Annotated in this window: 26 protein-coding genes; 10 read left to right on the top strand and 16 right to left on the bottom strand. The window is 67.1% G+C overall.

The window, feature by feature from the left end; translation table 11 throughout:
• Positions 1–113 precede the first annotated feature (113 nt).
• The 3 genes from LQD00_RS09750 (at position 114) to LQD00_RS09740 (ending at position 3,319) form a co-directional block, all read left to right on the top strand.
• Positions 114–1,067 (top strand): LysR family transcriptional regulator, encoded by a 954-nt coding sequence (locus tag LQD00_RS09750; RefSeq protein ID WP_232716940.1) that lies wholly within the window; start codon positions 114–116, stop codon positions 1,065–1,067.
• Positions 1,068–1,296: 229 nt separating this feature from the next.
• Positions 1,297–2,268 (top strand): putative oxygenase MesX, encoded by a 972-nt coding sequence (locus tag LQD00_RS09745; protein ID WP_232716939.1) that lies wholly within the window; start codon positions 1,297–1,299, stop codon positions 2,266–2,268.
• 25 nt (positions 2,269–2,293) lie between these two features.
• Entirely contained in the window at positions 2,294–3,319 is a 1,026-nt protein-coding gene (locus tag LQD00_RS09740; RefSeq protein WP_232716938.1) for a methionine synthase, read from the top strand.
• Positions 3,320–3,403: 84 nt separating this feature from the next.
• Here the strand turns inward: LQD00_RS09740 and LQD00_RS09735 are convergent, their stop codons facing one another.
• Complete coding sequence (locus LQD00_RS09735; RefSeq protein ID WP_232716937.1) at positions 3,404–4,099, bottom strand: hypothetical protein; 696 nt, start codon at positions 4,097–4,099, stop codon at positions 3,404–3,406.
• A gap of 45 nt (positions 4,100–4,144) precedes the next feature.
• Between LQD00_RS09735 and LQD00_RS09730 the strand changes: the two genes are divergently transcribed.
• Complete coding sequence (locus tag LQD00_RS09730) at positions 4,145–4,717, top strand: YdeI/OmpD-associated family protein (RefSeq protein ID WP_232716936.1); 573 nt, start codon at positions 4,145–4,147, stop codon at positions 4,715–4,717.
• Between the two features lie 5 nt (positions 4,718–4,722).
• On the opposite strand, the gene LQD00_RS09725 is transcribed toward LQD00_RS09730, so the two are convergent.
• From LQD00_RS09725 to rnhA, 3 genes are read right to left on the bottom strand one after another with little or no spacing between them, the layout of a single operon-like run.
• On the bottom strand, positions 4,723–5,514 hold the full coding sequence (locus LQD00_RS09725; protein ID WP_232716935.1) for an SDR family oxidoreductase: 792 nt from the start codon (positions 5,512–5,514) through the stop codon (positions 4,723–4,725).
• A 59-nt stretch (positions 5,515–5,573) separates the two neighbouring features.
• Positions 5,574–6,485, bottom strand: a complete 912-nt coding sequence (locus LQD00_RS09720) for a D-isomer specific 2-hydroxyacid dehydrogenase family protein (RefSeq protein WP_232716934.1) — start codon at positions 6,483–6,485, stop codon at positions 5,574–5,576.
• Positions 6,482–6,970, bottom strand: a complete 489-nt coding sequence (gene rnhA / locus LQD00_RS09715; protein WP_232716933.1) for a ribonuclease HI — start codon at positions 6,968–6,970, stop codon at positions 6,482–6,484. The genes LQD00_RS09720 and rnhA overlap by 4 nt, the downstream gene beginning before the upstream one ends.
• 119 nt (positions 6,971–7,089) lie before the next feature.
• Here rnhA and LQD00_RS09710 point away from each other — a divergent pair, with 119 nt between their 5' ends.
• The 3 genes from LQD00_RS09710 to LQD00_RS09700 all read left to right on the top strand — a co-directional run bounded on the left by LQD00_RS09710 (position 7,090) and on the right by LQD00_RS09700 (position 9,943).
• Positions 7,090–7,857, top strand: coding sequence for a methyltransferase domain-containing protein (locus LQD00_RS09710; protein ID WP_232716932.1), 768 nt, complete (start codon positions 7,090–7,092; stop codon positions 7,855–7,857).
• A 238-nt stretch (positions 7,858–8,095) separates the two neighbouring features.
• Positions 8,096–9,382, top strand: coding sequence for a DUF4185 domain-containing protein (locus tag LQD00_RS09705; RefSeq protein WP_232716931.1), 1,287 nt, complete (start codon positions 8,096–8,098; stop codon positions 9,380–9,382).
• Between the two features lie 21 nt (positions 9,383–9,403).
• Positions 9,404–9,943, top strand: coding sequence for a DUF1697 domain-containing protein (locus LQD00_RS09700; protein WP_232716930.1), 540 nt, complete (start codon positions 9,404–9,406; stop codon positions 9,941–9,943).
• A 144-nt stretch (positions 9,944–10,087) separates the two neighbouring features.
• Here LQD00_RS09700 and LQD00_RS09695 read toward each other — a convergent pair whose 3' ends face one another.
• The 5 genes from LQD00_RS09695 to LQD00_RS09675 all read right to left on the bottom strand — a co-directional run bounded on the left by LQD00_RS09695 (position 10,088) and on the right by LQD00_RS09675 (position 13,964).
• Complete coding sequence (locus tag LQD00_RS09695) at positions 10,088–10,240, bottom strand: hypothetical protein (RefSeq protein WP_232716929.1); 153 nt, start codon at positions 10,238–10,240, stop codon at positions 10,088–10,090.
• Between the two features lie 7 nt (positions 10,241–10,247).
• On the bottom strand, positions 10,248–10,724 hold the full coding sequence (locus LQD00_RS09690; RefSeq protein ID WP_232716928.1) for a hypothetical protein: 477 nt from the start codon (positions 10,722–10,724) through the stop codon (positions 10,248–10,250).
• 58 nt (positions 10,725–10,782) lie between these two features.
• The gene (locus tag LQD00_RS09685) at positions 10,783–12,054 is read right to left on the bottom strand and encodes an acyl-CoA dehydrogenase family protein (RefSeq protein WP_232716927.1); all 1,272 of its coding nucleotides are present in this window, start codon (positions 12,052–12,054) and stop codon (positions 10,783–10,785) included.
• A gap of 32 nt (positions 12,055–12,086) precedes the next feature.
• On the bottom strand, positions 12,087–13,481 hold the full coding sequence (locus tag LQD00_RS09680; RefSeq protein ID WP_232716926.1) for a phosphotransferase family protein: 1,395 nt from the start codon (positions 13,479–13,481) through the stop codon (positions 12,087–12,089).
• A gap of 114 nt (positions 13,482–13,595) precedes the next feature.
• A complete protein-coding gene (locus LQD00_RS09675; RefSeq protein WP_232716925.1) occupies positions 13,596–13,964 on the bottom strand; it encodes a YybH family protein in 369 nt (122 codons plus the stop codon).
• A 98-nt stretch (positions 13,965–14,062) separates the two neighbouring features.
• On the opposite strand from LQD00_RS09675, the gene LQD00_RS09670 reads away from it, so the two are divergent.
• On the top strand, positions 14,063–14,941 hold the full coding sequence (locus tag LQD00_RS09670) for a LysR family transcriptional regulator (RefSeq protein ID WP_232716924.1): 879 nt from the start codon (positions 14,063–14,065) through the stop codon (positions 14,939–14,941).
• A 10-nt stretch (positions 14,942–14,951) separates the two neighbouring features.
• Here LQD00_RS09670 and LQD00_RS09665 read toward each other — a convergent pair whose 3' ends face one another.
• The 3 genes from LQD00_RS09665 to LQD00_RS09655 are packed head-to-tail and all read right to left on the bottom strand — an operon-like array spanning position 14,952 to position 16,875.
• The gene (locus LQD00_RS09665) at positions 14,952–15,725 is read right to left on the bottom strand and encodes a hypothetical protein (protein WP_232716923.1); all 774 of its coding nucleotides are present in this window, start codon (positions 15,723–15,725) and stop codon (positions 14,952–14,954) included.
• Positions 15,726–15,743: 18 nt separating this feature from the next.
• Positions 15,744–16,184, bottom strand: a complete 441-nt coding sequence (locus LQD00_RS09660) for a CoA-binding protein (RefSeq protein WP_232716922.1) — start codon at positions 16,182–16,184, stop codon at positions 15,744–15,746.
• Positions 16,185–16,242: 58 nt separating this feature from the next.
• A complete protein-coding gene (locus LQD00_RS09655) occupies positions 16,243–16,875 on the bottom strand; it encodes a TetR/AcrR family transcriptional regulator (RefSeq protein WP_232716921.1) in 633 nt (210 codons plus the stop codon).
• A gap of 104 nt (positions 16,876–16,979) precedes the next feature.
• Here LQD00_RS09655 and LQD00_RS09650 point away from each other — a divergent pair, with 104 nt between their 5' ends.
• Together LQD00_RS09650 and LQD00_RS09645 are read left to right on the top strand one after the other, a co-directional pair.
• On the top strand, positions 16,980–18,113 hold the full coding sequence (locus LQD00_RS09650) for a phosphotransferase family protein (protein WP_232716920.1): 1,134 nt from the start codon (positions 16,980–16,982) through the stop codon (positions 18,111–18,113).
• Between the two features lie 4 nt (positions 18,114–18,117).
• Positions 18,118–19,254, top strand: coding sequence for a hypothetical protein (locus tag LQD00_RS09645; protein ID WP_232716919.1), 1,137 nt, complete (start codon positions 18,118–18,120; stop codon positions 19,252–19,254).
• Here LQD00_RS09645 and LQD00_RS09640 read toward each other — a convergent pair.
• The 4 genes from LQD00_RS09640 to LQD00_RS09625 all read right to left on the bottom strand — a co-directional run bounded on the left by LQD00_RS09640 (position 19,251) and on the right by LQD00_RS09625 (position 23,053).
• A complete protein-coding gene (locus tag LQD00_RS09640; protein ID WP_232716918.1) occupies positions 19,251–19,928 on the bottom strand; it encodes a response regulator transcription factor in 678 nt (225 codons plus the stop codon). The two genes, LQD00_RS09645 and LQD00_RS09640, sit on opposite strands and share 4 nt — an antisense overlap.
• Positions 19,925–21,382, bottom strand: a complete 1,458-nt coding sequence (locus LQD00_RS09635; RefSeq protein WP_232716917.1) for a sensor histidine kinase — start codon at positions 21,380–21,382, stop codon at positions 19,925–19,927. The genes LQD00_RS09640 and LQD00_RS09635 overlap by 4 nt, the downstream gene beginning before the upstream one ends.
• 109 nt (positions 21,383–21,491) lie before the next feature.
• Positions 21,492–21,902: a hypothetical protein gene (locus tag LQD00_RS09630; RefSeq protein ID WP_232716916.1), complete on the bottom strand. Its 411-nt coding sequence runs from the start codon at positions 21,900–21,902 to the stop codon at positions 21,492–21,494.
• Positions 21,903–21,979: 77 nt separating this feature from the next.
• Positions 21,980–23,053, bottom strand: a complete 1,074-nt coding sequence (locus LQD00_RS09625) for an alpha/beta hydrolase (RefSeq protein WP_232716915.1) — start codon at positions 23,051–23,053, stop codon at positions 21,980–21,982.
• Between the last annotated feature and the right edge of the window lie 63 nt (positions 23,054–23,116).

Here is a 23,116-nt window from a genome sequence, read left to right as displayed (position 1 = left end):
GTGGTCGACCAATCCGGACTTCGACCTGGGTTCCGTGTCCTCTGATCCGGCGTCGACGTCGACGTGATCGCGCCCGACGCCGTTGACGTCGGTGGCTTCGTTAGTCTTCTGGAATGGCACGGCAGGCTGCGAGAGCGCTGCGGGGGATCACCCTGCAGCAACTGCGCTACTTCGTGGAGGTCGCAGCAGAGGGATCGATCAGTGCCGCGGCAGACATGCTCTATGTGGCTCAACCGACCATGTCCGCGGCGCTCAAGGACCTCGAAAGTCGGCTCGGACGTTCACTGTTCGTCCGCTCGAACCGGGGAGTCACTCTCACCGACGACGGGGCAGAGTTTCTCGGCTACGCTCGCCAGGTCGTCGAGCAAGCGGAACTGCTGGAACAGCGGTACCTCGGGCGCGGCCCCTCCCGCCGGCTCCTGGCCGTATCCACGCAACACTACTCATTCGTCGTCGATGCCTTTGCTCGCATGGTGAAAGCGTCCGACGCCGCCGAATACGCGTTCAGCCTTCGCGAGACCCGGACGTGGGACATCATCGAGGATGTTCGCACTCTGCGGAGTGAGGTCGGCGTGCTCTATCGCAACAGTTTCAACGCGAATGTGATCAACAAGCTGCTCCGCGAAGCGGGGCTGACCTTTACGCCGATGTTCTTCACGGCACCGCACATCTTCATCGCCCGCACCAACCCGCTTGCGGGGAAAGAGATTGTCACGCTGGAGGATCTCGAAGACCTGCCGCGGCTGACGTTCGACCAGGGCGTGAACAACTCGTTCTACCTCGCGGAAGAAATCCTCTCCACACGTTCATCGAAGCAGGACATCCGCGTGAGCGACCGAGCAACCATCTTCAACCTGATGATCGGGCTCGGCGGTTACACCATCTCGACCGGCATCATCTCCGACGACTTGGATCCGTCGATAGTCGCTGTTCCGCTCGACGTGGACGAGCGCATCGAGATCGGTTGGATCGGGCATGCCTCGGTCTCGTTGACCGCCCAGGCCGAGCGATTCGTGGCGGAGATGCGCGATGTCGCCTCTGGCTTCGGAGTCGATCTCCTGACATAGCTGATTCCTATCCCCAGCTATCGCAAAGCGGAATTAGGCTATGGGGGCGCGCGTACTTACACTTCCTTCAATGCCGCCTCGGACCACCGGTTCCTGGGTGTCGCCGGCCTGACCCATCGGCCCGCCACCATCGGGAACCCAAGTCGGAGTGCTGCGAAACTCGAACAGTGAACCGTGCGGTGGCGCCCGTCGCGCAACGCAGCGTAAACGATTGGGAATCTGATCAAACGTGACGAATGAATGTGTCTTCAGCATCAGCACGACTCGCTTCGACGAGGACTACACCCCGTCGAGCAACTCGCGCGGGACGACGAACTTCGCGAATCTCGCACGCGGCGAGGACCGCCGGCAGAACCTGCGCAATGCGGTGACGATGATGAACACCCGGGTCAATGAACTGCTCCACTGGGACAATTCGCGCGGCGACCGCTACGAACTCGAACTCGACATCGTCTCGGTGGACCTGCATCTCGCGTCGGAGGGGGTCGACGCCGCATTCCCGGTGATCGAGGTCCTCGACGTCGACATCGTCGAGACCGCCACGGGCACCCGCACCGAGGGCATCGTCGGAAACAACTTCTCCTCCTACATTCGCGACTACGACTTCAGCGTTCGGCTCCCCGGGCACCGGGCGAAGGGTGTCCCCAGCGACTTCGGCGACCTCCACGGACAGGTCTTTCAACGTTTCCTCGAATCGGACGAGTACCGCGAGAGGTTCTCCCAGTCGCCGGTCATCTGCATCAGCGTCTCGACGTCGCGGACCTACACCCGGCTCACGAACCACCACCCGATTCTCGGGGTGGAGTATGCGGCGGACGCACTGTCGCTCACCGATGAGTACTTCGGGAAGATGGGGCTCACGGTCCGCTACTTCATGCCTCCGGGTTCCGTTGCCCCGCTGGCCTTCTACCACCGCGGGGACCTGCTCAACGACTATTCGTTCGTCGCGCTCGCGGGAACGGTCGCGACGATGGAGACGTTCCAGAAGATCTACCGTCCCGAGATCTACAACGCGAACACAGCGGCGGGGCAGGTGTACCGGCCGAGCCTCGACTACGTCAATTTCTCACTCCCGCAGGTGACCTACGACCGTGTCGAGCGCAACCGGCTCGCGACCACCCAGGGAAAGTTCACCGAGGTGAGTCTCATGAAACCGTATGGCGATGTCCTGCAGCGTTGGGCGACAAAGCAACCGGCCTGATCACGCGAATCCTGAGGTATCCGAGATGAACACACTCCTGCCCACCACGATCGTCGGCAGCCTGCCCAAGCCCTCGTGGCTCTCCGAGCCCGAGAAGCTCTGGTCTCCGTGGAAGTTGCACGACGACGAACTTCGGGAAGGACAGCTCGATGCCCAGACACTCGCGGCACACGATCAGAGCCGTGCCGGGCTCGACATCATCAGCGATGGCGAACAGACGCGTCAGCACTTCGTGACCACGTTCATCGAGCATCTCAGTGGCGTCGATTTCGACCGTCGCGAAACCGTGCGCATCCGCAACCGCTACGACGCGAGCGTCCCGACGGTCGTCGGCGCGGTGAGTCGCGAAGGGTCGGTCTTCGCAAAGGACGCGAAGCGGCTTCGCGCCGAGACCGATCGGCCGATCAAGTGGGCCCTCCCGGGACCGATGACCATGATCGACACGCTCTACGACGACCACTACCGGAGTCGCGAGCAGCTCGCGTGGGAGTTCGCGACCATTCTGAACCAAGAAGCAAAAGACTTGGAGGCGGCCGGCGTCGACATCATCCAGATCGATGAGCCCGCGTTCAACGTGTTCTTCGACGAACTGAAGGACTGGGGTGTAGCAGCGCTCGAGCGTGCGACCGAAGGGTTGAACTGCAAGACCGCCGTTCACATCTGTTACGGCTACGGCATCAAGGCCAACACCGACTGGAAGGCGACGCTGGGGGCCGAATGGCGCCAGTACGAAGAGTCGTTCCCACTGTTGCAGCAGTCATCGATCGACATCGTGTCGCTGGAGAGTCACAACTCGCGGGTACCTGTCGAGGTGATCGAACTGCTTCGCGGAAAGACCGTCATGCTGGGAGCGATCGACGTGGCCGGCGACGCCATCGAGACGCCGGAGGAAGTCGCCGCCACTTTGCGCAGCGCCCTCCCCTTCGTCGACGAGGACAAGCTCTACGCCAGCGGGAACTGCGGCATGGCGCCGCTCGCTCGTGGCGTCGCACGGAAGAAGATGGTCGCGCTCGCCGAGGGCGCCGGCCTTCTTCGCAGAGAGCTCTCCTGACCTCAGACCGCGAAGGTACGAGTGTCGGTGGCGGCTTCTCGCATCTGTCCTGGCGTCCGACCGCGCCCCTTTCATCAACGGTCGTCAGTCCCCGCGACCCCGCTCGAGCGCCCCGGCGATCTGTCGTTCGATGCGTTCCGCGGCAAGGGGCGGTACGTCGATGAGCCCATCGAGTTCGGCGCGCGCCTTCTTGTAGGCGGCCTGGCGTTCCGCGGCGGTGGCACCCGCGTCGGAGGCGACGCTGATGAGCTTGCGGGCCCGGTCGAGGGCTTCCCGTTCGATCGGCGAGAAACCGGCCTGCTTGCGGCGTCGTGCCTCGCGTTCGGCGGCATCGAAGGCCGCGGCGTAGTCGCCGACCGCCTCCCGGTAGTCGATGAAGTCCGCGGGGGAGACCGTGGTCTCGGTGTCGCCCGGCCGCGGGGTCTCCGGACGCAGGTCGTCGGCGTGGACCCGCGCCCGATGGAAGGCGAGGGTGAGCGGTTCGCGCATGTCGGTCATCAGGGGGTACTCGATCAGCGTGGCCAGGTCGAGTTCGTAGGCGAACCACTTCTCGTTGAGCGCATCGTGCTGTTTGAGCGTCTTGCGTAGTTGCTCGACGGACGTCGTGGTCAGCTTCAGCTGTTCGGTCTGCGCAGTGGCCTTGATCCGGGCGAGCTCGATCTTGTCCTTGCGCCGCTTCTCGTTGTACTTCGCGATCGACCCGGCCCAGCCGCCGACGACCCCGCCGACAGGGAAGATCAGCCACCAGTAGTCACGGGCGAAGTCGAGGATGCCGGTCACAGGTCAACTGTACCGAGATGCCCGGTCCACGATTAGGGTGAACGGATGGCCGATCCGGGCGCACCTCAGCTCGTTCTCGACACCTTGGACGAATGGCGAGAGTGGTTGCGCGACAACCACCAGACCTCTCCGGGCGTGTGGCTGGTGTTCTGGCGCAAGGACTCCGGACGCGAGCCCCTCGACTACGACGAGACGGTCCGTGAGGCGCTCTGCTGGGGCTGGATCGACGGCCACACACGCGTTTTCGACGAGGCCCGGCGCGGCATGTGGTTCACGCGACGCGGACGCAACAGTCCGTGGGCCGCGTCGAACAAGGCACGGGTCGCCGACCTCGTCGAGTCCGGACGCATGCAACCCGTCGGTCAGGCGGTGATCGACGACGCCAAGGCGCGTGGGCTGTGGACCATTTTCGACGACGCCGAGGCCGGGATCGAGTCCCCCGAACTCACCGCTGCCCTCGACGCCGATCCGGTGGCACGCACCAACTGGGATGCATTCCCGCCCAGCGCCCGCAAGCAGGGTCTCGCCCAGATCGCGCTGGCGAAGCGCCCCGAGACCAAGACCAAGCGGATCGCGACCATCGTCGAGCAGGCCGCGCAGAACATCCGCCCGTCCTGACTCGACTACAGATCCGGGATGGGGAGGTCCAGGTTCGGTGCGATGATCCCGCCGTCGACCTCGAGGATCTTGCCGGTCACGTAGGCTCCCGCGGGGGAGGCGAGGTAGAGCGCGGCGGCGGCGATGTCCTCGGGTTCGCCGAGCCGGTGCATCGGGGTGGCGTTCTCGACCGCGGTACGCATCCCGTCGTTGCCGGCCACGATCTCCAGGGATGAGGTGAGGATCGCGCCGGGCGCGATACCGTTCACCCGGATCTTCGGGTTCAGGTCCATCGCGGCGATCCGGGTGTAGTGCGCGAGAGCGGCTTTCGCGGTTCCGTAGGCGGCGTACGCGCGACCTGGGACCCGGCCCACCGCCGAGGTGACGTTGATGATCGAGCCGTGACCGGTCGTCGCGAGCATCTGCTTGGCGCCGGCCACGACGAGGGCGTGGGCGTTGGCGACGTTGAAGTCGAAGGCGTCGACCAGGTGCTTGGGGGTCGTGTCGAGAAGCGGTCGCGGCATCGCACCGCCCACGTTGTTGACGATCGTGTCGAGCCGCCCGAACTCCTCGACCGCGGTCTCGGCGAGGGCGGCCGCGGCGTCGGCGTTGCTGAGATCGACCGGGACGACGTGGGCGCGACGACCGGCGTCGGCGATCTGTCCGGCCACCTGGTCGAGGTCGAATTCGCTACGCGCCGCGATCACCACGTCGGCGCCCGCCTGGGCGAAGGCTACCGCGATGGCCGCACCGAGGCCGCGACCGGCACCGGTGACGACAGCGACATGGTCATCGATACGGAATCTGTCGAGAATCACTCCCCGACTCTGCCACGAACCGGCCCAAAACGAGAACGTGTTCTAGAAAATGATCTCGATCAGTAGTCGCGACCGGGCTGGACCGTCGAGATCAGTTCCTCGCCCGCGGCGAATCGGCGCACGTTCTCGGCCAGCCACGGCGCCATCTCACGTGTCAGCCCCGACGCGGGGTTCGCGACGTGCGGGGTGATGATGACGTTCGGCAGCGACCACAGCGGGTGATCTTCGGCCGGTGGTTCGGGATCGGTCACGTCGAGTGCCGCGCCGGCGATCTCGCCGTCCACCAGGGCCCGGTACAGGGCCTCCTCGTCGACCAGCGGGCCGCGCGCGACGTTCACGATCCATGCGTGTTTCGGCAGTGCGGCAAGGCTTTCGGCGTTGATCATGTGCCGCGTCTCCGGGGTCGCCGGCGCGGCCAGCACCACGTGGTCGGTGGAGGCCCAGACCGAGTCGAGTTCGTCGGAGCGTCGCACCTCGTCGGCGCCGGGCACGTCGCGGCCCGACCGGTTCACCGCGACGACGCGCGCACCGCAGGCCTTCAGCCGCGGGCCCAGTGAGGCGCCGATCCCACCCGCGCCCACGATGGCGACGGTGGAACCGTGCAGCGACCGCACGGAGGTGTCGATCCGTTCCTTGTCCCAGTGCCGGGTGACGGCGGTGTTGATCTGCCGCAGCCCGGCGAGGAGCAGCGCGAGCGCGTGCTCGGCCACGTTCTCGGCGTAGAAGCCGGAGGCGTTGGTCCAGACCCGGCGGTCGTCGAGGAGTCCGGCATTCAGGAAGTCCTCGATGCCCGCGGTCTTGAGCGCCACCCACTCGACGGCATCCGGCAGTTCGGGGAACTCGGCGGGCGGACCGATCCAGACCAGTACCCGTGCCTCGTCGAGTCCGACGATCTTGCCGCCGGCGCTCTCGACAGCCGCGACGAGATGCTCGTCGTGTTCGGGCTCGACGGCGACAGGGAGGCCACTCATCGGGAGACCGCCCGGGCCGCGGTGGTGGCGAGTTCGTCGGCGATCTCGTTGAAGTGGTCACCGGCGTGCCCCTTGACCCAGCGCCACTCGACCTCGTGACGCTTCTCCTCCTCGATGAGGCGTCGCCACAGGTCGGCGTTCTTCACCGGTTTCTTGTCCTTGGTCTTCCAGCCGTTCGCCTGCCAGCCGGCGACCCACTTCATGATCCCGTTCCGCACATAGGTGGAGTCGGTGTAGATGATCACCTTCGACGGCCTGGTCAGCGCGGCGAGCCCCTCGATGGCCGCCGTGAGCTCCATCTTGTTGTTGGTGGTGTCGGGGTCCGACCCGGAGATCCGCTTCTCGTTGCCCTTGTACCGGAGCACCGCACCCCACCCGCCGGGGCCGGGGTTGCCGAGGCAGGCGCCGTCGGTGGAGATCTCCACGACCGCCGCGGCGTCGGCGCCGGTCGAGTTCTCGGGAGCGGGGTTCACGGGATCTGTCACGCAGGGAAGCCTACGTCAGCGCCGTGACCGCTCCGCGGCGGAGATCACGTCACGAAACCACGCTGCGTCGATGCCTGTCTCCCCGTGACACCACCCCCGCGCGCCCCTAATGTGGACGCATGGCTGTCTGGGATCCAGCACGCTATCTGCAATTCGCCGACGACCGGTCGAGACCCTTCCTCGACCTGATCGCGCAGATCCCCACCAATCCCACGACGATCGTCGATCTCGGATGCGGACCGGGGCATCTCACCAAACATCTGCGCGCGCAGTGGCCGAGCGCCGAGATCCTCGGCATCGACGAATCCGCGGCCATGATCGACCGCGCCATCAGCGACAACACCGACCCCCACGCGAACTTCGACGTCGCCGACGTGATCGAGTGGACACCGCACCGCCCGTTCGACCTGATGATCTCGAACGCGATGTTCCAGTGGGTCCCCGACCAGTTCGAGGTCATCGACCGCCTGTTGGGTCATCTTTCCGACGGCGGCGCCTTCGCGATCCAGGTTCCGAACGGTCACGACGCCCCGTTCCGCACCGCGCTGGCCGATCTCGCGAGCACCGAACCGTTCGCCGAATCGCTGAGCGACGTGCGGCCGCTGCCGCGCATGGACGCCGAGGACTACCTCCGGTTCTTCTTCGACCGCGGCTTCCGGGTCAACGCCTGGGAGACCACCTACCTGCACGTCCTCGGCGGCAACGACCCGGTCTTCGACTGGATCTCGGGCACCGGCGCCCGGCCGTACCTGCAGGCCTTACCCACCCATCTGCGTGAGGAGTTCGTCACCGAACTCAAGCGCCGCCTCGCCGAGGCCTATCCCCGCCACGACTGGGGCACCCTGATGCCGTTCCGACGCGCCTTCGCGGTCGCCACGCGCCACTAGCCCGCCCCCCTGAGGCGCGAGAAGCACACGCACGCCCTCCGCCCGCCCACCTATCGACCGGTCGACGTCAACCCGACCGGCAGACCTCGACCGACGTCTGCCGGACGAGTTGAGGTTCGGCAGTCGGGATCAGCGACGAGCCTCGAAGGGTCACGCCCCGGTCAAGCTTTGGCCACCTCGACCGCTCGGACCTGCCACTTCTGCAACACTGGCACCAGCCGTAGCCACAGGGGGTCCCATGTCCCGACGCAGCCGAGCACGCCTGCGCCCGCTCTCGCGCGCCCTGGTGGTCGGTGGCGTGACCGTCGGCCTGACCGCGGGACTCCTCTCCGCGGCGGCCTCCCCCGCCACCGCGGCGGTCTGCAATGCCACCGGCATCACCGGTGGCGACGTCGGCAGCACGGGCAGTTCCGGGTCCAGCGACCTCGGGTGGGGCAGCGTCGATTTCGGCAGCTACCGCGCCGACGGCAAGAAACCGCAAGGGCCGCTGCCCAAGCTCAAAGGCGCGACCACCGCCGTCTCGTGGGTCACCGGACCGCGCAGCCCCGAACGCACCGACGCCCGCTTCGGGATCACCGCCACCGACGTCGGGGTGCCGTGGGACAACGGTTCGGGCCAAGTGCTCATGGCCTTCGGCGACACCTGGGGCAGATGCGCCGGTCAGATGGTGTGGCGACACAACACGATGCTCCGCAGCGACGCGAACTCGAATCTCGACAAGACCATCCGCTTCCCGACCGCGATACCCGGGTCGGTCCGCTCCGGAGCCTCGGTCACGCCGGCGCATCCCACCTATTCGCAGCCGATGTTCAACGCGATAGGCGTCCGCAACACCGAGGTCGGACGCATCCCCACCGGCGGCATCTCGATCAACGGCGTCCAGTTCCTGAGTTTCATGTCGATCCACAAGTGGCTGGGTCCGGGAAAATGGGCCACCAACTACTCGGCGATCGCGGTGTCACGCAACAACGGTCAGACCTGGACCGTCGACAACAACACGATCCGCGCGAACCTCGAACTGACCGTGCCCGGCGTGCCGCAGATCGCGCAGGGCCACAGTCGATTCCAGATGGGCGCCTTCCTACGCAGCGGCGACTACATCTACCAGTACGGCACCCCCAACGGCCGACACGGGTCGGCCTTCGTCGCCCGCTTCCGGCCCGCCGACATACTGAATCTCAGTCGCCATCAATACTTCCGGGGCGGCAACGCATGGTCGCCGAACCCGGCCGACGCCGCACCGATCGTCGCCCGACCGGTCAGCGAGATGTCAGTGGCCTACAACAACTACCTCAGGAAGTTCGTCATGCTGACCGAGCGCGCCGGCACCGTCGTGATGCGGACCTCCCCCACCCCCGTCGGTCCGTGGAGCGGCGAACGCGTCCTCATCTCCAACAAGCAGTCGAGCGGGCTGTACACGCCCTACATCCACCCGCGTTCGAGCGGCAAGAACCTGTACTTCGTGGTGTCCCGCTGGGACGACTACAACGTGATGCTGGCGCGCACCGACCTGTCCAAGTTGTGAAACCGCTGCCATCATGGACCGGTGAGCGAATCATCGACGACGCGCATCGTCCTCATCCGGGCGGTCAACGTCGGTGGCGCCAAGCTGCCGATGACCGAACTGCGGGAGATCGCAACCGAACTCGGGGCCACGGACGTCTCGACGTACATCGCGTCGGGCAACCTGCTCTGTTCACCGCCCGGCGATGCCGCCGAGTTCGACCGCGCACTCGAGCGTGAGATCGAGAAACGCTACGGCTTCTTCCGCGAGGTCATCAGCCGCACCCCGGCCGAGGTACGGGCCGCACTCGATGCGCACCCCTTCGAGGTCGTCGACGACAGGTTTTCCTACGTCTACTTCCTCGTCGCCGAACCCGATGCCGACAAGGCTGCCGCGTTCGAGGAGAAGGACTTCGGCGATGACGTCCGGCGCGTGATCGGCTCCGATCTCCACATCCGCTACGCCGAGGGTGCGGGCCGGTCGAAGTTGACCGCTCCGGCCATCGCCCGGGGACTCGGCGTGCAGGGGACCGGCCGCAACCTGCGCACAGTCCGAAAACTGCTGGACCTCACCAAGGGTTGACAAGACCGCGGGTTGACAAGACCGAGGGGTCGACGAGACCGAGGGCTGACGAGCCGGTGGCCGGACGCTCGGTGCGGGCGTAGCGTCGGGACTCCGACGCCAGACGCGCACGTCGAGAGGAGTCCTCGTGAACCAGCCGGTACCTCAGCCCCCACCGCCGCCGGATCCGATGCCGGCGCCGGAGCCGATCCCCGAACCACCACCGGAACCACCGATCCCGACGCCCCCACCGCCGCCGGTGCCTGATCCGCAACCGGCACCGCCCGAGCCCGACCCGCCGCCGCGCCCGACGGTCATCTGAGGATCAGCCGCGGGACAGGACCCGCGTCACGCGGTCGAGGTCGGCGAGTTGATCCGACTTGGGCGCCTCCCACAACTTCTTGGGTAACGCTTCGAGGGCCTTGACCGCCGATTCGGCGCGGTCGAGGACCTCGGTGGCCTCGTCGCCCCCGCTGCCGGCGGCCGCGATGAGGCGGTCGTCGAGCTCGAACACCGCGTCGTCCAGCCGGTCCCGCGCCGACACCAGTTCGTCGTCGAGCGGGATGGCGGGGTTGGCGTGCACATCGGCGATCGCATAACGAATACGTCGATGCAGCAGGGCTTCTCGGCTGTTGTCGGTGGTCCAGCTTTCCGGTGCGCGCCCGGGTCGGCCCGGGATGAGGTCGGTGGACCGCGCGAAGTTGCGCACCCGCTTGTCGGAGTCCCAGGCGAACCACGCAGCCCCGCCCAGGACGAACAGCGCGACCACCACGGTCGCGACGATGATGATGACCGCGATCATGGCCGGATCACCCGATTCGGCACTGTTCGCACACGATCTCGCATGCTGCCCAGCCTACTCAGGCCGAGCCCACACCCTTGGGCGCCTTGCCCGACATGAAACCGAACAGGTATCCGGCGACGCGTCGCATCTGGATCTCGTCGGCGCCCTCGGTGATCCGGTAACGGCGGTGGTGACGGTAGATGTGTTCGAACGGTTCGTGCCGCGAGTACCCCTTCCCGCCGAACACCTGCATGGCCTGGTCGGCGGCGTCGCAGCACAACCTGTTGGCCTGGTAGTTGCACATCGAGACCTCGGCCGATGCGGCGAAGTTGCCGTAGGTGTCCATCTTCCAGGCCGTCTCCCGGATGAGCGCACGGACCATAGCGCAGCGGGTGTGCAGATCGACGAGCGGGAACTGGATCGCCTGATTGGTCGAGAGCTTCTTGCCGAACGGCGCCCGCTCGTTGGCGTACTCGACGGCCCGGTTCACGCAATACTGCGCGGCGCCGAGACTCGACGCGGCCTGCCGAATCCGGTTCTCGTTGAAGAAGTGCTGCACCACCTGCAGGCCGGCACCCTCCTCACCGAAGACCGCCGAATCCGGCACCCGCACGTCGCGCAGGCTGATGTGGGCGTGGTCGGTGGGCATGTTGAACGTCCACAGGTACTCCTCGACGGCGAAGCCCGGCGCCTGCGGGTCGACGAGGAACGCGGTGATGCCCCGTGCGTCACCGGGTTCGCCGCTCGTGCGGGCGAAGACGATGTCGCGGTGGGCGGCGTGAATACCGGTGTTCCAGGTCTTCTCGCCGTTGATGATCCAGTCGTCGCCGTCGCGAACCGCAGTCGTCTCCATGTACGTCGCATCGGAACCGTGCTCGGGCTCGGTGATCCCGAACGCGAAGAACTTGGTGCCGGCGGCGAGCCCCTCGACCCACTCCTCCTGCTGTTCGGGGGTGCCGTACTCCAACATCAGCAGCAGGCCGATGTTGTTGCCGACGATGGCGTGCTCGTTCTGCAGATCGCAGTGCAGGCCCAGCCCCTTCGATGCGAGGTGCTCGCGGATGATCGCCATCGAGAGGTTCGATCCGTCGCGGCCGCCGAACTCCTTGGGGAACGGATAGCGGAAGTGGCCCGCGGCGTCGGCCCGTCGACGCGCCTCGCCGAGCAGCGCTTCCCATTCCGCATTCGGCAGACCGCCGCGCTCCCAGTCCGTGCGCGAGTCCTCACGCCGGTGATCGAAGAACCGGATGTTGTCGTCGGCCTGCTCGAGCGGCTTGATCTCCGCCTCGATGAAGGCGTCGAGCTCCTCCAGGTAGTCGCTCAGTGACTCGGGCAGTGCGAAGTCCACGATTGAATCCTTCTCGGTCGGGTGTCACGCGGTCACGGATGCGGGACCGCGAAGTACTTCGGGTTGGCGACCAGCAACCGCGCGCGGACATCGGCGGCGATCGCTGCGCGCACCTTCTCGTCCGTGCCGTCGAGTTCGCCGGACCGCAGTGCGTCGCACAGGGCCCGCTGATCGGTGACGCCCAGTGCGGCCAGGCGCTCCGCAGACTCTGCGGCATGGGCCGCGCCGAGCAGCACCTGGCGGCGGACGACGTCGACGACGTTGCCGGCGACGCGGGTGTGGAACCGAACCTGCGGTGACATCTCAGCGGTCACGGAGTCGGAGCGGAGGAAACCGGCGAGGGCGTCGAGCAACTCGAGCGACGACGGGGATCCGTGGGGCTCCTCGTCGGGGCCCGGGGTGTCGACGCCCAACGGGTCCGGGACCACCTCGGGCGACACGATCCCCAGAGCGAGCAGTGCGTCGAATTCCTGTTCGGCACTTCGCCGTCCGATCGCGGCGAGTTCGACGGACCGCTCGACACCGTCGAGATGCCGATTCGCCTGCACCGCGCAGATCAGACCCCACTTCACCGTGGCGTACAGCTCCCACCAGCGCAGCGCTTCTTCGGTGGGACGCCACCCGGCCACCTCGGCATAGGCATCGAGCAGCGTTGCGCGCTCACCCATCCCGGCGACCGGGGTCGAGCCCCCGAAACGCCAGGCCTTGGCGCACAACCAGCCGAGATCCTCGACCGGATCGCCGATGTGCACCAGTTCCCAATCGAGTACCGCGGCAACACCATCGGCGTCGACGAGGAGGTTGCCCAGCCGGAAGTCACCGTGCACGACGCAGGTTCCGGGGGACGCGGGCGGCGGGTTGGCGACGAGCCACTGGGTCGCGAGAACAAGGCCGGCCGGCATCGTGTCGAACTCGCGCGGGAACAGCGTGCGCAGCGCCTCGACCGGGTCGACCAGTTCCTCGAGTCCCGGCGTCTGCGCGGCGTCGATACGGTGGACGCGCGCCAGGATGCCGCCGCACTGTTCGACGAACCCGGCGCGCGCGGCGGTATACGCGTCGTCCCGGAGGATCCGTCGCGGGATCGACTCGCCGTCGATGAAATTCATTGCCAGATAGGGAAATCCGAGAACGCTGTCGCCTTCGAGGCCGGCGTCGAGGATCTCCGGCACCGGGACCCCGGCGTCGGCGGCGGCACGTAGGACCTCGGCTTCGGCCCCCAGCCCACCGTCGTCCTCGGCGGTCGGAACGGCGCGGATGATGATCGGTTCGTTCGTACCGGCAGCGTCGACGAGGGTCGCGGCGTAGGTCGCGCGACTCGCGCCCGCAGGTAGTTGTCGAGCGGACCCGACCGATACCGGGGTACCTCGCGTCGTGCTGAGCCGTTCGGCGACTCGTGCGGCCACTTCGCCGGCCTCAGGCACTCCCACGCAGACCCATCCCTTCACGCACCGATCGACCGCTCTGCCGGTGTAATCCCCGACACAGCGAAGCTAGCACGGAAGCTGAATCCACTGTCAGAAAAAGCGGGTGACGACCCGGCGTCAGGATGTCGGGGTCTGGAACTCCGGCTGATCGATGATCCGTACCCAGGTTCCGTCGGCGCGTCGGGTGACAACCTGTGCGCGAGCACCCGCACCGTCGCGCGGCGGAGTCGAGGTCAGGGCCAGGTCGTCGCCGAAGACGAGCGTCGGCAACGGGGGTTCGGGGCCGAAGGTCGGGCGGTGTTCGAGGACCGACGCCCAGAGGTCCCGGATCGCTGCCCTGCCCCGGGTGACCCGCCCTGGCGGGAAGGCCATGACCGCATCCTCGTGGTAGAGCGAGGCGACGGCGTCGGCATCTCCGGCATTGGAGTATTCGACGAAGAGCCGGGTGAGATCTTCTGGGGTGCGGGCGGTCTCGTAGGTGGTCATGATTTCCTCTCTGATGGACTTTCCGGATACCTCCACCGTGCGTCGCCTGCATGAATAAGTCCAAGTGATGGTTTTGATGGTGGGTATCATCGTTGGTTATGGAGATGCGGCAGCTCGAGTACTTCGTCGCCGTCGCCGACGAGGAGAGTTTCACCGCGGCGGCGCAGCGGGTGCACACCACGCAGCCCAACATCAGCGCACAGGTCCGCAGTCTCGAACGCGAGCTGGGATCGGCACTCTTCGATCGATCCGCACGGTCGGTCCGTCTCACCGATGCCGGGCAGGCCGCCCTCCCCGCGGCTCGCGCCGCGCTGGCCGCCGCACGCGAGGTGGCCGATGCGGTGTCGGAGGTTCGTGGACTGCTCCGCGGGAGTCTGTCGGTGGGCATGGTCGAGGGGTGCACCATCGCACCGCTGTTCACCGCCCTGGGCACCTTCGGTTCCGCCCATCCGAAAATCGCTCTGAGCCTTCGGGAATCGCCATCGGACCGGTTGATCAACTCGGTCGTCGACGGCGGTCTCGACGTGGCGCTGGCCGGTTACGGCGACGAGTTGCCGCGCGGCATCGAATCACTGACCGTCATCGCCGAACCCGTCGTCGCGGTGATCCCGACCGACGAGGAGTACGGCACCTCGATCGGGCTCGCTGATCTGCGACAACGGTCCCTCATCTGCCTGCCGCGCGGTGCGGGTATCCGGACCGTCTTCGACGACGCCGCGGTCACGCACGGCGGTCCCATCCGGCCCGCGATCGAGGCGTCGTCGCCCGACGCGATCGTCGAATTGGTGTGCAGCGGCATGGGAACCGGCATTCTCAGCGCATCCATCGCGGCGGCGGACGATCGGGTGGCCGGCCTGCCGGTCGAGGGCGTCGACGTCCGGGCTCGGCTCGGCTTCCTGTGGAGGACCGATCCGCCTCCCGCGACAAGACGGTTCGTCGACGTCGCCCGCGAGACCTTCGGTCTCGATACGGGCTGACGCGGCGGAGTCAGCTCGCCAGCGCGTCCCCGGTCTCGTCCGTCGGCTTCTCCGGAACGGCCGGATTCGCCGAATCGGTGGGTGCACCGGCGATCCAGTCACCGATGCTCAATCCGCGGCGACCCCAACGATGGTCGAATCGCTGCGCCCGCACGGTCGCCTTCTCCAGCTTGGCCGGCGAGTAGCGACGCCGGGCCCAGGTGGACTTCGGCCGGGCCAGACGAATGGCACCGGCCCAGGCGAAGATCGGGATGAAGACGCCGACGATCGCCGTCGAATACTTGCCCTTGACCACGCAGAAGATCGCACAGGCGATGTTGATCGGAGCGGTCACCGCAAAGGCGACCGGACCGAACTCGACGTCGGTCTCGGCATTGAACGGGTTGAACCCGAGAATGACCATGCCCAGGGCGGCGACCGTCAGGGCGACCACCTGTACGGAGAGTTGGCCCTCGCTCGACCAGTACACGTCTTGGAGACGCAGGATGAGCGCGAACTCATCGAGCACCAGCGAAGCCCCGATGCCGACCAGGACCGCGCTGATCGAGGCACCCGGTTCGACACCGTTCACGCCGACGGAGATGAACGCGCCCACGATCATCAGGGCGAGCCCCGGGACCATGTGGTGGACGTGGACCCCGCCCGACACGTTGTTCTTGAACGGCCCCTTACCGGCTCGGATCAACCGGGTGATCACCCGCGTCACGACGAAGGTCACCGTGAACGAGGCGAACAGCAGGAACAGCGGAAGTCGTTGATGGGTCAGATCATCGAGGAACTCCACCGTCGACTCACTCCCTCATCATGCGGGCACGATGCCCGTGCGCCGCTGCTCGATGATCAGGCAGCGGTCGTCCACGTAGAGCAGTCCGGCGTCCTCGGCGATCTTGCGGGCCTCCTCGGACCGGATTCCGAGCTGCAGCCACAGCGCCGTCGCGCCTGCCTCGACCGCGGCGCGCGCGACGTCGGCACATTCGGGACCGGGACGGAACACGTCGACGAGGCCGACCTGTTCGGGGATGTCCGCGAGCGATCGGTACACCTTCTCGCCGACGATCTCGTCGGCGGTCGGGTTGACCGGGATGATCCGCCACCCGAGGTGCTTCATGTGCGCGGGTACCTCGTTGGCGGCCTTGGCCGCGTTGGCGCTGGCACCGACCACCGTGATGGTGTCGTAGGTGGACAGGATCTTCTCGACGATCTCGTCCGTGGTGCGGGGGCCGGCGGAGTCTGGGGTAGCCATGAAGTGAGTGTAGGTGCCCACACCGGACGATTCGCCACGTCACCGGTGATCGGGGAGGTCAGCGCATCACGCCGTGAAGGACGATGGCCACCAACCGCTCTGCCCAGTCGTCGTCGAATTCCTGGTCCCGCAGCAGGAGTACGTGCAGCATCGCCGATCCGCCGACCACCTCGATGAGCCGGTCGGGGTCGACGTCGGGGTGCACCTCGCCGCGCTCGACCGCGACCACCAGCCTCTCGCGCACACCGCCGAACACCGCGGCGAAACCGGCGTGCACGCGGGCGGCGAGAGCCGGGTCGGCGGACATGTCCGCGATCAGGCCGGGCAGCGCTACACGGGTCACCGGTCGGGCGAACAGGTCTCGGGCAGCGTCGACCATCGACCGCAGATCGGCCTCCATCTCGCCGCTCGACGGCGGTAGACGCGTCATCTGCGCGAACACCACGTCGTGTACGAGCTCGGCCTTACCCGACCATCGTCGATACAGCGCCGTCTTGGTGGTGCCCGCCCGCTCGGCGATCGCGGCCATCGTCAGGCGGTGATAACCCACCTCGACGACGAGTCGCGCCGCGGCGTCGAGCACCGCGGAGTCGATCCGCGCGTCGCGGGGCCGCCCGGCCGTCGTCTCGACCGGTCCCGCGCCATCGAGGCCCGCAGCGGCGAGACCGGCTCCGTCGGGTCCAGCGTCCATGAGACCAACTCTCGTCGCAGTCGCGATTTCGCCGAAGTCGCTGCGGGGCCGCGACCTGTCTGCTGTCATTACGCTACTCACCGTAGCGAATCCTGGGGGTGCCCGTGGCCACCGAGCCCGCCGTCGAACACATCGACCATCTACAACGCTCCAGCAGGGACAACACGTCGGTCCCGGACGTCCTCGCGTCCTGGCTCGCCGAACAACCCGACACCCCCGACACCACCCCGGAGGTGACGGTGGCGGCCGGCGGCGACGCCAACGGCATGTCGTCGGAGACCATCCCGGTCACCGCGACCTGGCCGGACTCGGACACCCGTGAATGGGTGATGCGGATGGCACCCGCCGCCGGCGACATCCCCGTGTTCCGCGTCTACCGGATGGACCATCAGTTCGAGGTCATGCGCAAGGTCGCCGAACTGACCGACGTGCCGGTCCCGCGTGTGCATCACCTCGAGCCGACGGGATCGCTGCTCGGCGCACCCTTCTTCCTCATGGACCGACTGGAGGGCGACGTGCCGCCCGACGTCATGCCGTACACGTTCGGCGACAACTGGTTTGCCGACGCGGCCCCTGCCGATCGGCGTCGTGCGCAGGACGCCGCGGTCCACGTCATCGCAGACCTGCACGCGATCCCCGGTGCGGCCGAGCATTTCGGTTTCCTGCTCGACGACCTCCCCGCGGGGGACTCGATCCTGGCGCGACTGCTCGCCTGGCTGCAGGACTGGTACGACCTGTCGGTCGAGGGCATCGGCCGCTCGCCCCTGGTCGAACGGGCGTTGGAGTGGCTCACCGCGAACTTCCCCGACGACGCCGCCTCCGCCGACCCCGTGCTGTCGTGGGGCGACTCCCGACTGGGCAACATGATGTTCGTCGACTTCGAACCCACCGCAGTGCTCGACTGGGAGATGGCGAAGATCGGCCCGCGCGAGCTCGATGTGGCGTGGGTGATCTTCGCGCACAGTGTGTTCCAGGAGCTGGCGACGATGGCCGGACTGCCCGGGCTCCCCGACCTCCTTCGTGAGGAGGACGTCCGCGCAACCTATCGGGAACGGACCGGGGCCGAACTGGGCGACCTACGCTGGTTCTACGTCTACGCCGCCGTGCAGTGGTGCTGCGTCTTCATGCGCACCGGCGCCCGACGCGTGCACTTCGGCGAACTCGAGCGGCCCGACGACGTCGACGGGACGCTCTTCTACCACCGTCCGCTGCTCGACCGTCTCCTCGAGGAAGGCTGATCCCATGTCCGGTCTCGGACCGCTCGACGAGTTCCCGATTCATCAACTGCCGCAACCGATCGCCTGGCCGGCGAACTCCGACCGCAACTTCTACGACCGCGCCTATCTCAACGCCCACGACCGCAGCGGCAACATCTTCCTGATCACCGGCATCGGTTACTACCCGAACCTCGGGGTCAAGGATGCCTTCGTCCTGATCCGACGCCGGCAGGAGGACGGCCCGGACACCCAGACCGCGGTGCACCTGTCCGACGCCATCGACGGCGACCGGCTCGACCAGCATGTCGGCGGTTACCGGCTCGCCGTCGACGAGCCCTTGCGCACACTGCATCTCACGCTCGCCGAGACCGAGGGCATCGCCGTCGACCTGCACTGGGAAGGCCTGTTCGACCCACTCCTGGAGCAGCCCCACATCATGCGGCAGGGCACCAAGGTCACGCTCGACGCGCAGCGCTTCGCCCAGGTCGGCACCTGGCGCGGGTCCATCACCGTCGACGGCGAACACATCGCGGTCGACCCGTCGACGTGGGTCGGGACCCGCGACCGGTCCTGGGGCATCCGGCCGGTGGGCGAACCGGAACCCGCAGGGCGACCGGCAGATCCGCCCTTCGAGGGCATGTGGTGGCTGTACGTGCCGATGGCCTTCGACGACTTCCAGCTCGTCCTCATCGTGCAGGAGGACCCCAACGGGTTCCGCACCCTCAACGACTGCTCCCGGGTGTGGAAGGACGGCCGCGTCGAGCAACTCGGCTGGCCGCGGATCTCGGTGCACTACGCCTCGGGAACCCGGATTCCCACCGGTGCAACCATTTCCGCCACCGCATCGGACGGGTCGGCGGTGACGTTCGAGGTGGAGTCACTGCTGCCCGTCCCGATCCACGTCGGCGGCGGGTACGGCGGAGATCCCGACTGGCTCCACGGCGTCTGGCGCGGTGAGGACTTCACCGAACGCCTCACCTACGACATGACCAGCCCGGAGATCATCGGGCGCATGCCGTTCGGCGTCATCGACCACGTCGGACGGGCGACCTGCCGGGAAGGTGACGGCACGACCCGAACCGGTTGGGGCCTGTTCGAGCACGGCGCGCTCGGCCGTCACGACCCGTCGGGCTTCGCCGACTGGCTCAGCGTCGCCCCTTAGACATCTCGCCGCAACCGGTAGCCCATCCCGCGCACGGTCTCCAGTCGCTGGGCCCCGATCTTGTTGCGCAGCGCGCGGACATAGACGTCGACCACGTTTGATGCCGGGTCGAAATCGTAACCCCAGACGTGCCCGAGAATCTGCTCGCGGGACAGGACATGGTCGGGATGGCGGAGGAAGAGCTCCAGGAGGGCGAACTCCCGAGCGGTGAGATCGATGACGGTCGCGCCGATGCGCACGCGCCGTGATTTCAGGTCCAGGCTTAGATCCCCGGCGGTCAGGGTGTTGTCCTTGGTACCGGAGGCAGCCGCGGAGTCATCGACCAGTCGCAACCGGATACGGGCGAGGAGTTCTGCGAACTGAAACGGCTTGGTCATGTAGTCGTTGGCCCCGCCCTCGAGGCCGCTGACGGTGTCGTTCACGCTGTCTCGGGCAGTCAGAACCACCACCGGTGTCGTGATCCCCTCGCCACGCATGTGCGCCAAGACCTCGAAACCGTCCATCGAGGGCAGGCCGATGTCCAAGACCACCATGTCGAAGCCGCCGCTGCGGGCTGCTTCGAGGGCCGAGAGCCCGTCGGTCACGTGGTCGGTACTGTAACCGGCCGAGCGCAACCCTTTGCCCACGAATGCGGCGATGCGCGCGTCGTCCTCGGCGATGAGAATGCGGCTCAACTGTTGTCTCCCTCCGACTGCGGTCCGGAGTCCGGCCATGGAGTGTGGTGAGTGGTCGCGGCCACCTCGTGCGCGGGCAGATCGATGCCGAAGGTCGCCCCGTGACCAGGAGTGCTCCGGACCCACGCGACGCCGTGATGTGCCTCGGCGATGGCGCGGACTATCGACAGCCCCAGTCCCGCGCCGGAGAATCGCGCGTCGGGGGTCTCCTGCGCTCCGCGCTGGAACCGTTCGAAGATCCGGGCCGCGTCCTCGGGCACCACTCCCGGCCCCTCGTCGGCGATCCAGATCGAGAGGCGCCGTTGCGCACCGCCCTCGACGAACCGTGAACCAAGCCGGATCGCCGTGTCTTCTCCGGTGTGGCGCACCGCATTCGACGCCAGCTGCAGCATCGCCTGGGTGATGCGTTCGGGGTCCACCCGGCACGGCCCCTCGGCAACCTCCATGAGCAACCAGTGTCGTTCCCCCAGCGGTTGCACCTTGGACTCGATGCCGAGCATGAGCTCGGCGGCCTCGACCTCGCGCGTCACCACGAAGTCGGGTTGTTCGGATTTCGCCAGCAACAGCAGGTCGCTGACGATCCGACTCATCCGCACCAGCTCGCTGTCCACGAGATCCAGGGTCTTGCGCCGTTCCTCCGGCTCCTCGGTCAGTAGCTCAAGGTGTCCGCGGACCACGGTGATCGGAGTACGCAGTTCGTGGCCGGCGTCGTCGACGAATTGTCGCTGCGTGGTGTACGCGGCTTCGATCCGGTCCAGCATGGCGTTGAACGTCTCGGCGAGCGCAGCGATGTCGTCGTGGCCGTCGACCGGCACCCGTGCGGTCAGGTCGTTCTCGCCGATCTCCTCGGCGACCATCCGCACGCTGCGGACCGGCGCGAGGATTCGGCCGGCGACGAGGTAGGCGGCGCCGGTGGTCACCAGCATCCCGGTCAGGCCGACGAGCGCAAGAAGACGCATCGTGTGGTCGACGAGTTCACGTCCGGGGTCGGTGTAGATGCCGACGATGAAGGTTCCCTTCCGTGAGTCGGTCGAGGCATCCTGCCCGTGTAGCGACGCCTGCGTGACCTCGACTTTTCCCCATCGGATCTCGCCGTGGTCGGTCGAAAGGACCCCGGCGGGCCCATCTCGCGCACGCAACTCGTCGATCACCCGACGCCCCTCGCCCTCATCGGGCCAGGCGTTGCCGGGCAGCTCGAGGATCTCGGTGTTGCCGACCACCCCGGCCATGACCTCGCCCTGCCCCGCCGACTGACGCGACAGAAACACCTCGAGTAGACGAGACACCGAGGTGAACGGCTCGGAAGTGGTCGGGTCCACGCCCTCGCCGGCGAAGGTACGGAACTCGCTGGCCTCCTGTGCCACATCGTGATTCGCACGGCTGTCGACGTCGTGGAGCAGCAGGTTACGGGTGATCAGGAAGACCACGGCGAGAAGAGCGAACGTGGTGAGCATGATCCACGCCGTGATACGCCAGCGCGCCGGGAGCGCGGCGCGTCTACGTCCACGTGTGCTCCCGGCGCGAGGTCGCTCACCGGGGTTCCGGCGAGGCTTGCTCCAACCCTCAGTCGTCGTCCCGGTCATCGTCCCAATCATCGTCATCGTCATCGCGGCCGTCGTCGTCGCGGTCGTCGTCGCGGTCATCGTCCCAGTCGTCACAGTCATCGTCCCGGGCATCGTCGTCATCCCGGTCGTCGTCATCCCGGTCGTCGTCCCGGTCATCGTCGTCACACCAGCCATCCGACACCAGGTTGGGCGCGATCGCCCGCGACCCGGGATCTCCGCCCGGCGCCCGGGGTGCAGGGCCCGGCGCCGGGTTGAGTACTGCGGGGGCCGCCCCCGAGGATGCGCTCACCGAGACCGGATCGGAGACGAGGTCGGGCTCAGGGGACCGGGTGAGCAGAAAACTTGCGGCCACAACGGCGACCGCGAGTGTGCTGAGGGCCAGGGTTGCGAGGATGCGTGAGATCTTCATGTCCCCGACTATGTCCGGGCACGATGAGCCGACCATGAGTCGTAGATGAAGCTTTCTTCATCTACGACATCCACGAGTCACACCTTATCCAGGCTCGACAGGAACTCGTCGATCCGCGGCCACGTCTGCTCGACTGCCGCCGAGCCGGCGATGAGTCCGAGGTGGCTCGTCTCGACGGTCGTGAACTCGACCCTCGGCGATCCGGTGAACAGGTCGACGCCGTGGTGAGCGGCCGCCCAGCTGACGATGGCGTCCCGGTGGCTGCCGAACAGCTGCACCGGGACCTCGACCTTCGACAGGTCGACGGTGACGTCGTCGAAGGTCAGCACGCCGCGGGCCAGCTCGCCGCGCATGATGAAGTTCTCCCACATCTCCTCGGAAGCCTTCCCGGGGTAACCGGGCATCGTGTCCTGGAAGCGGTCGATGGCCTTCATCCGGGTCAGGGCCTCGGTGTCGTCGGCGTTGCGGATGATGTAGCCGGGCTTCTTGAGCTCCCGCTGCCAGGCGGTGCCGCGGTAGGCGGTCCGCACGAGCGGTGCGGGGATACCGCCCAGGGCTCGGAGCGCGAGGGAGACCGGCTTGGCCCCGATGGGCCGCATCAGCGTCTTCACCAGCGGGTACGGCGGGACGCGGTCGTAGTCAAGCGGGGTTCCGACCGCGGTGATCGATCGCACCGGCAGACCGGGGTCGGCGGCGACGGTGAGGAACGAGATGGTGCCGCCGAGACTCCAACTGAGCAGGTCCACGCCCTTGCCGGTCGACGTTTCGTCATCGAAGTCCGCAAGGGTTGCGGCGATCGCGCCGGGCACGATGTCGGCGAAGAAGGCGGCGAACCCGAGGTGCCGATCGTCGCGGGTCATGTCCCCGAAGTCGATCACGTAGGGCACCCGGCCGGTGGACAGCAGGTACTCCACCAGGCTCAGTCCTGGCGTGAGGTCGTAGCAGTCCGTCGACACCGCCAGCGGCGGGACGAGCAGCACCGGCCGCTGGGACGACTCGCGGGCCGACGTCAGCTGCTCGACGCTGCCGTAGCGTCGCAGCTGACGATGCGGCGCGTCCACGAGCACGGTGTACGGGGTCTCGTGTGCTTCCCCGATCTCTCCACCTCGCGCCAGGTGAACCAGCGTCGCAACGCCGTCGAGACCACCCATGACAGCTTTCCCCCTTCACCTCATCCGCACCCGCGGGCGCGTGATCGGAGGCCATTCAACACG

The organism is Gordonia metallireducens (genome assembly GCF_021245825.1).
Lineage (GTDB): Bacteria > Actinomycetota > Actinomycetes > Mycobacteriales > Mycobacteriaceae > Gordonia > Gordonia namibiensis.
Note: the sequence above shows the minus strand (reverse complement) of the source record. Positions and strands in the feature narration are given on the sequence as shown.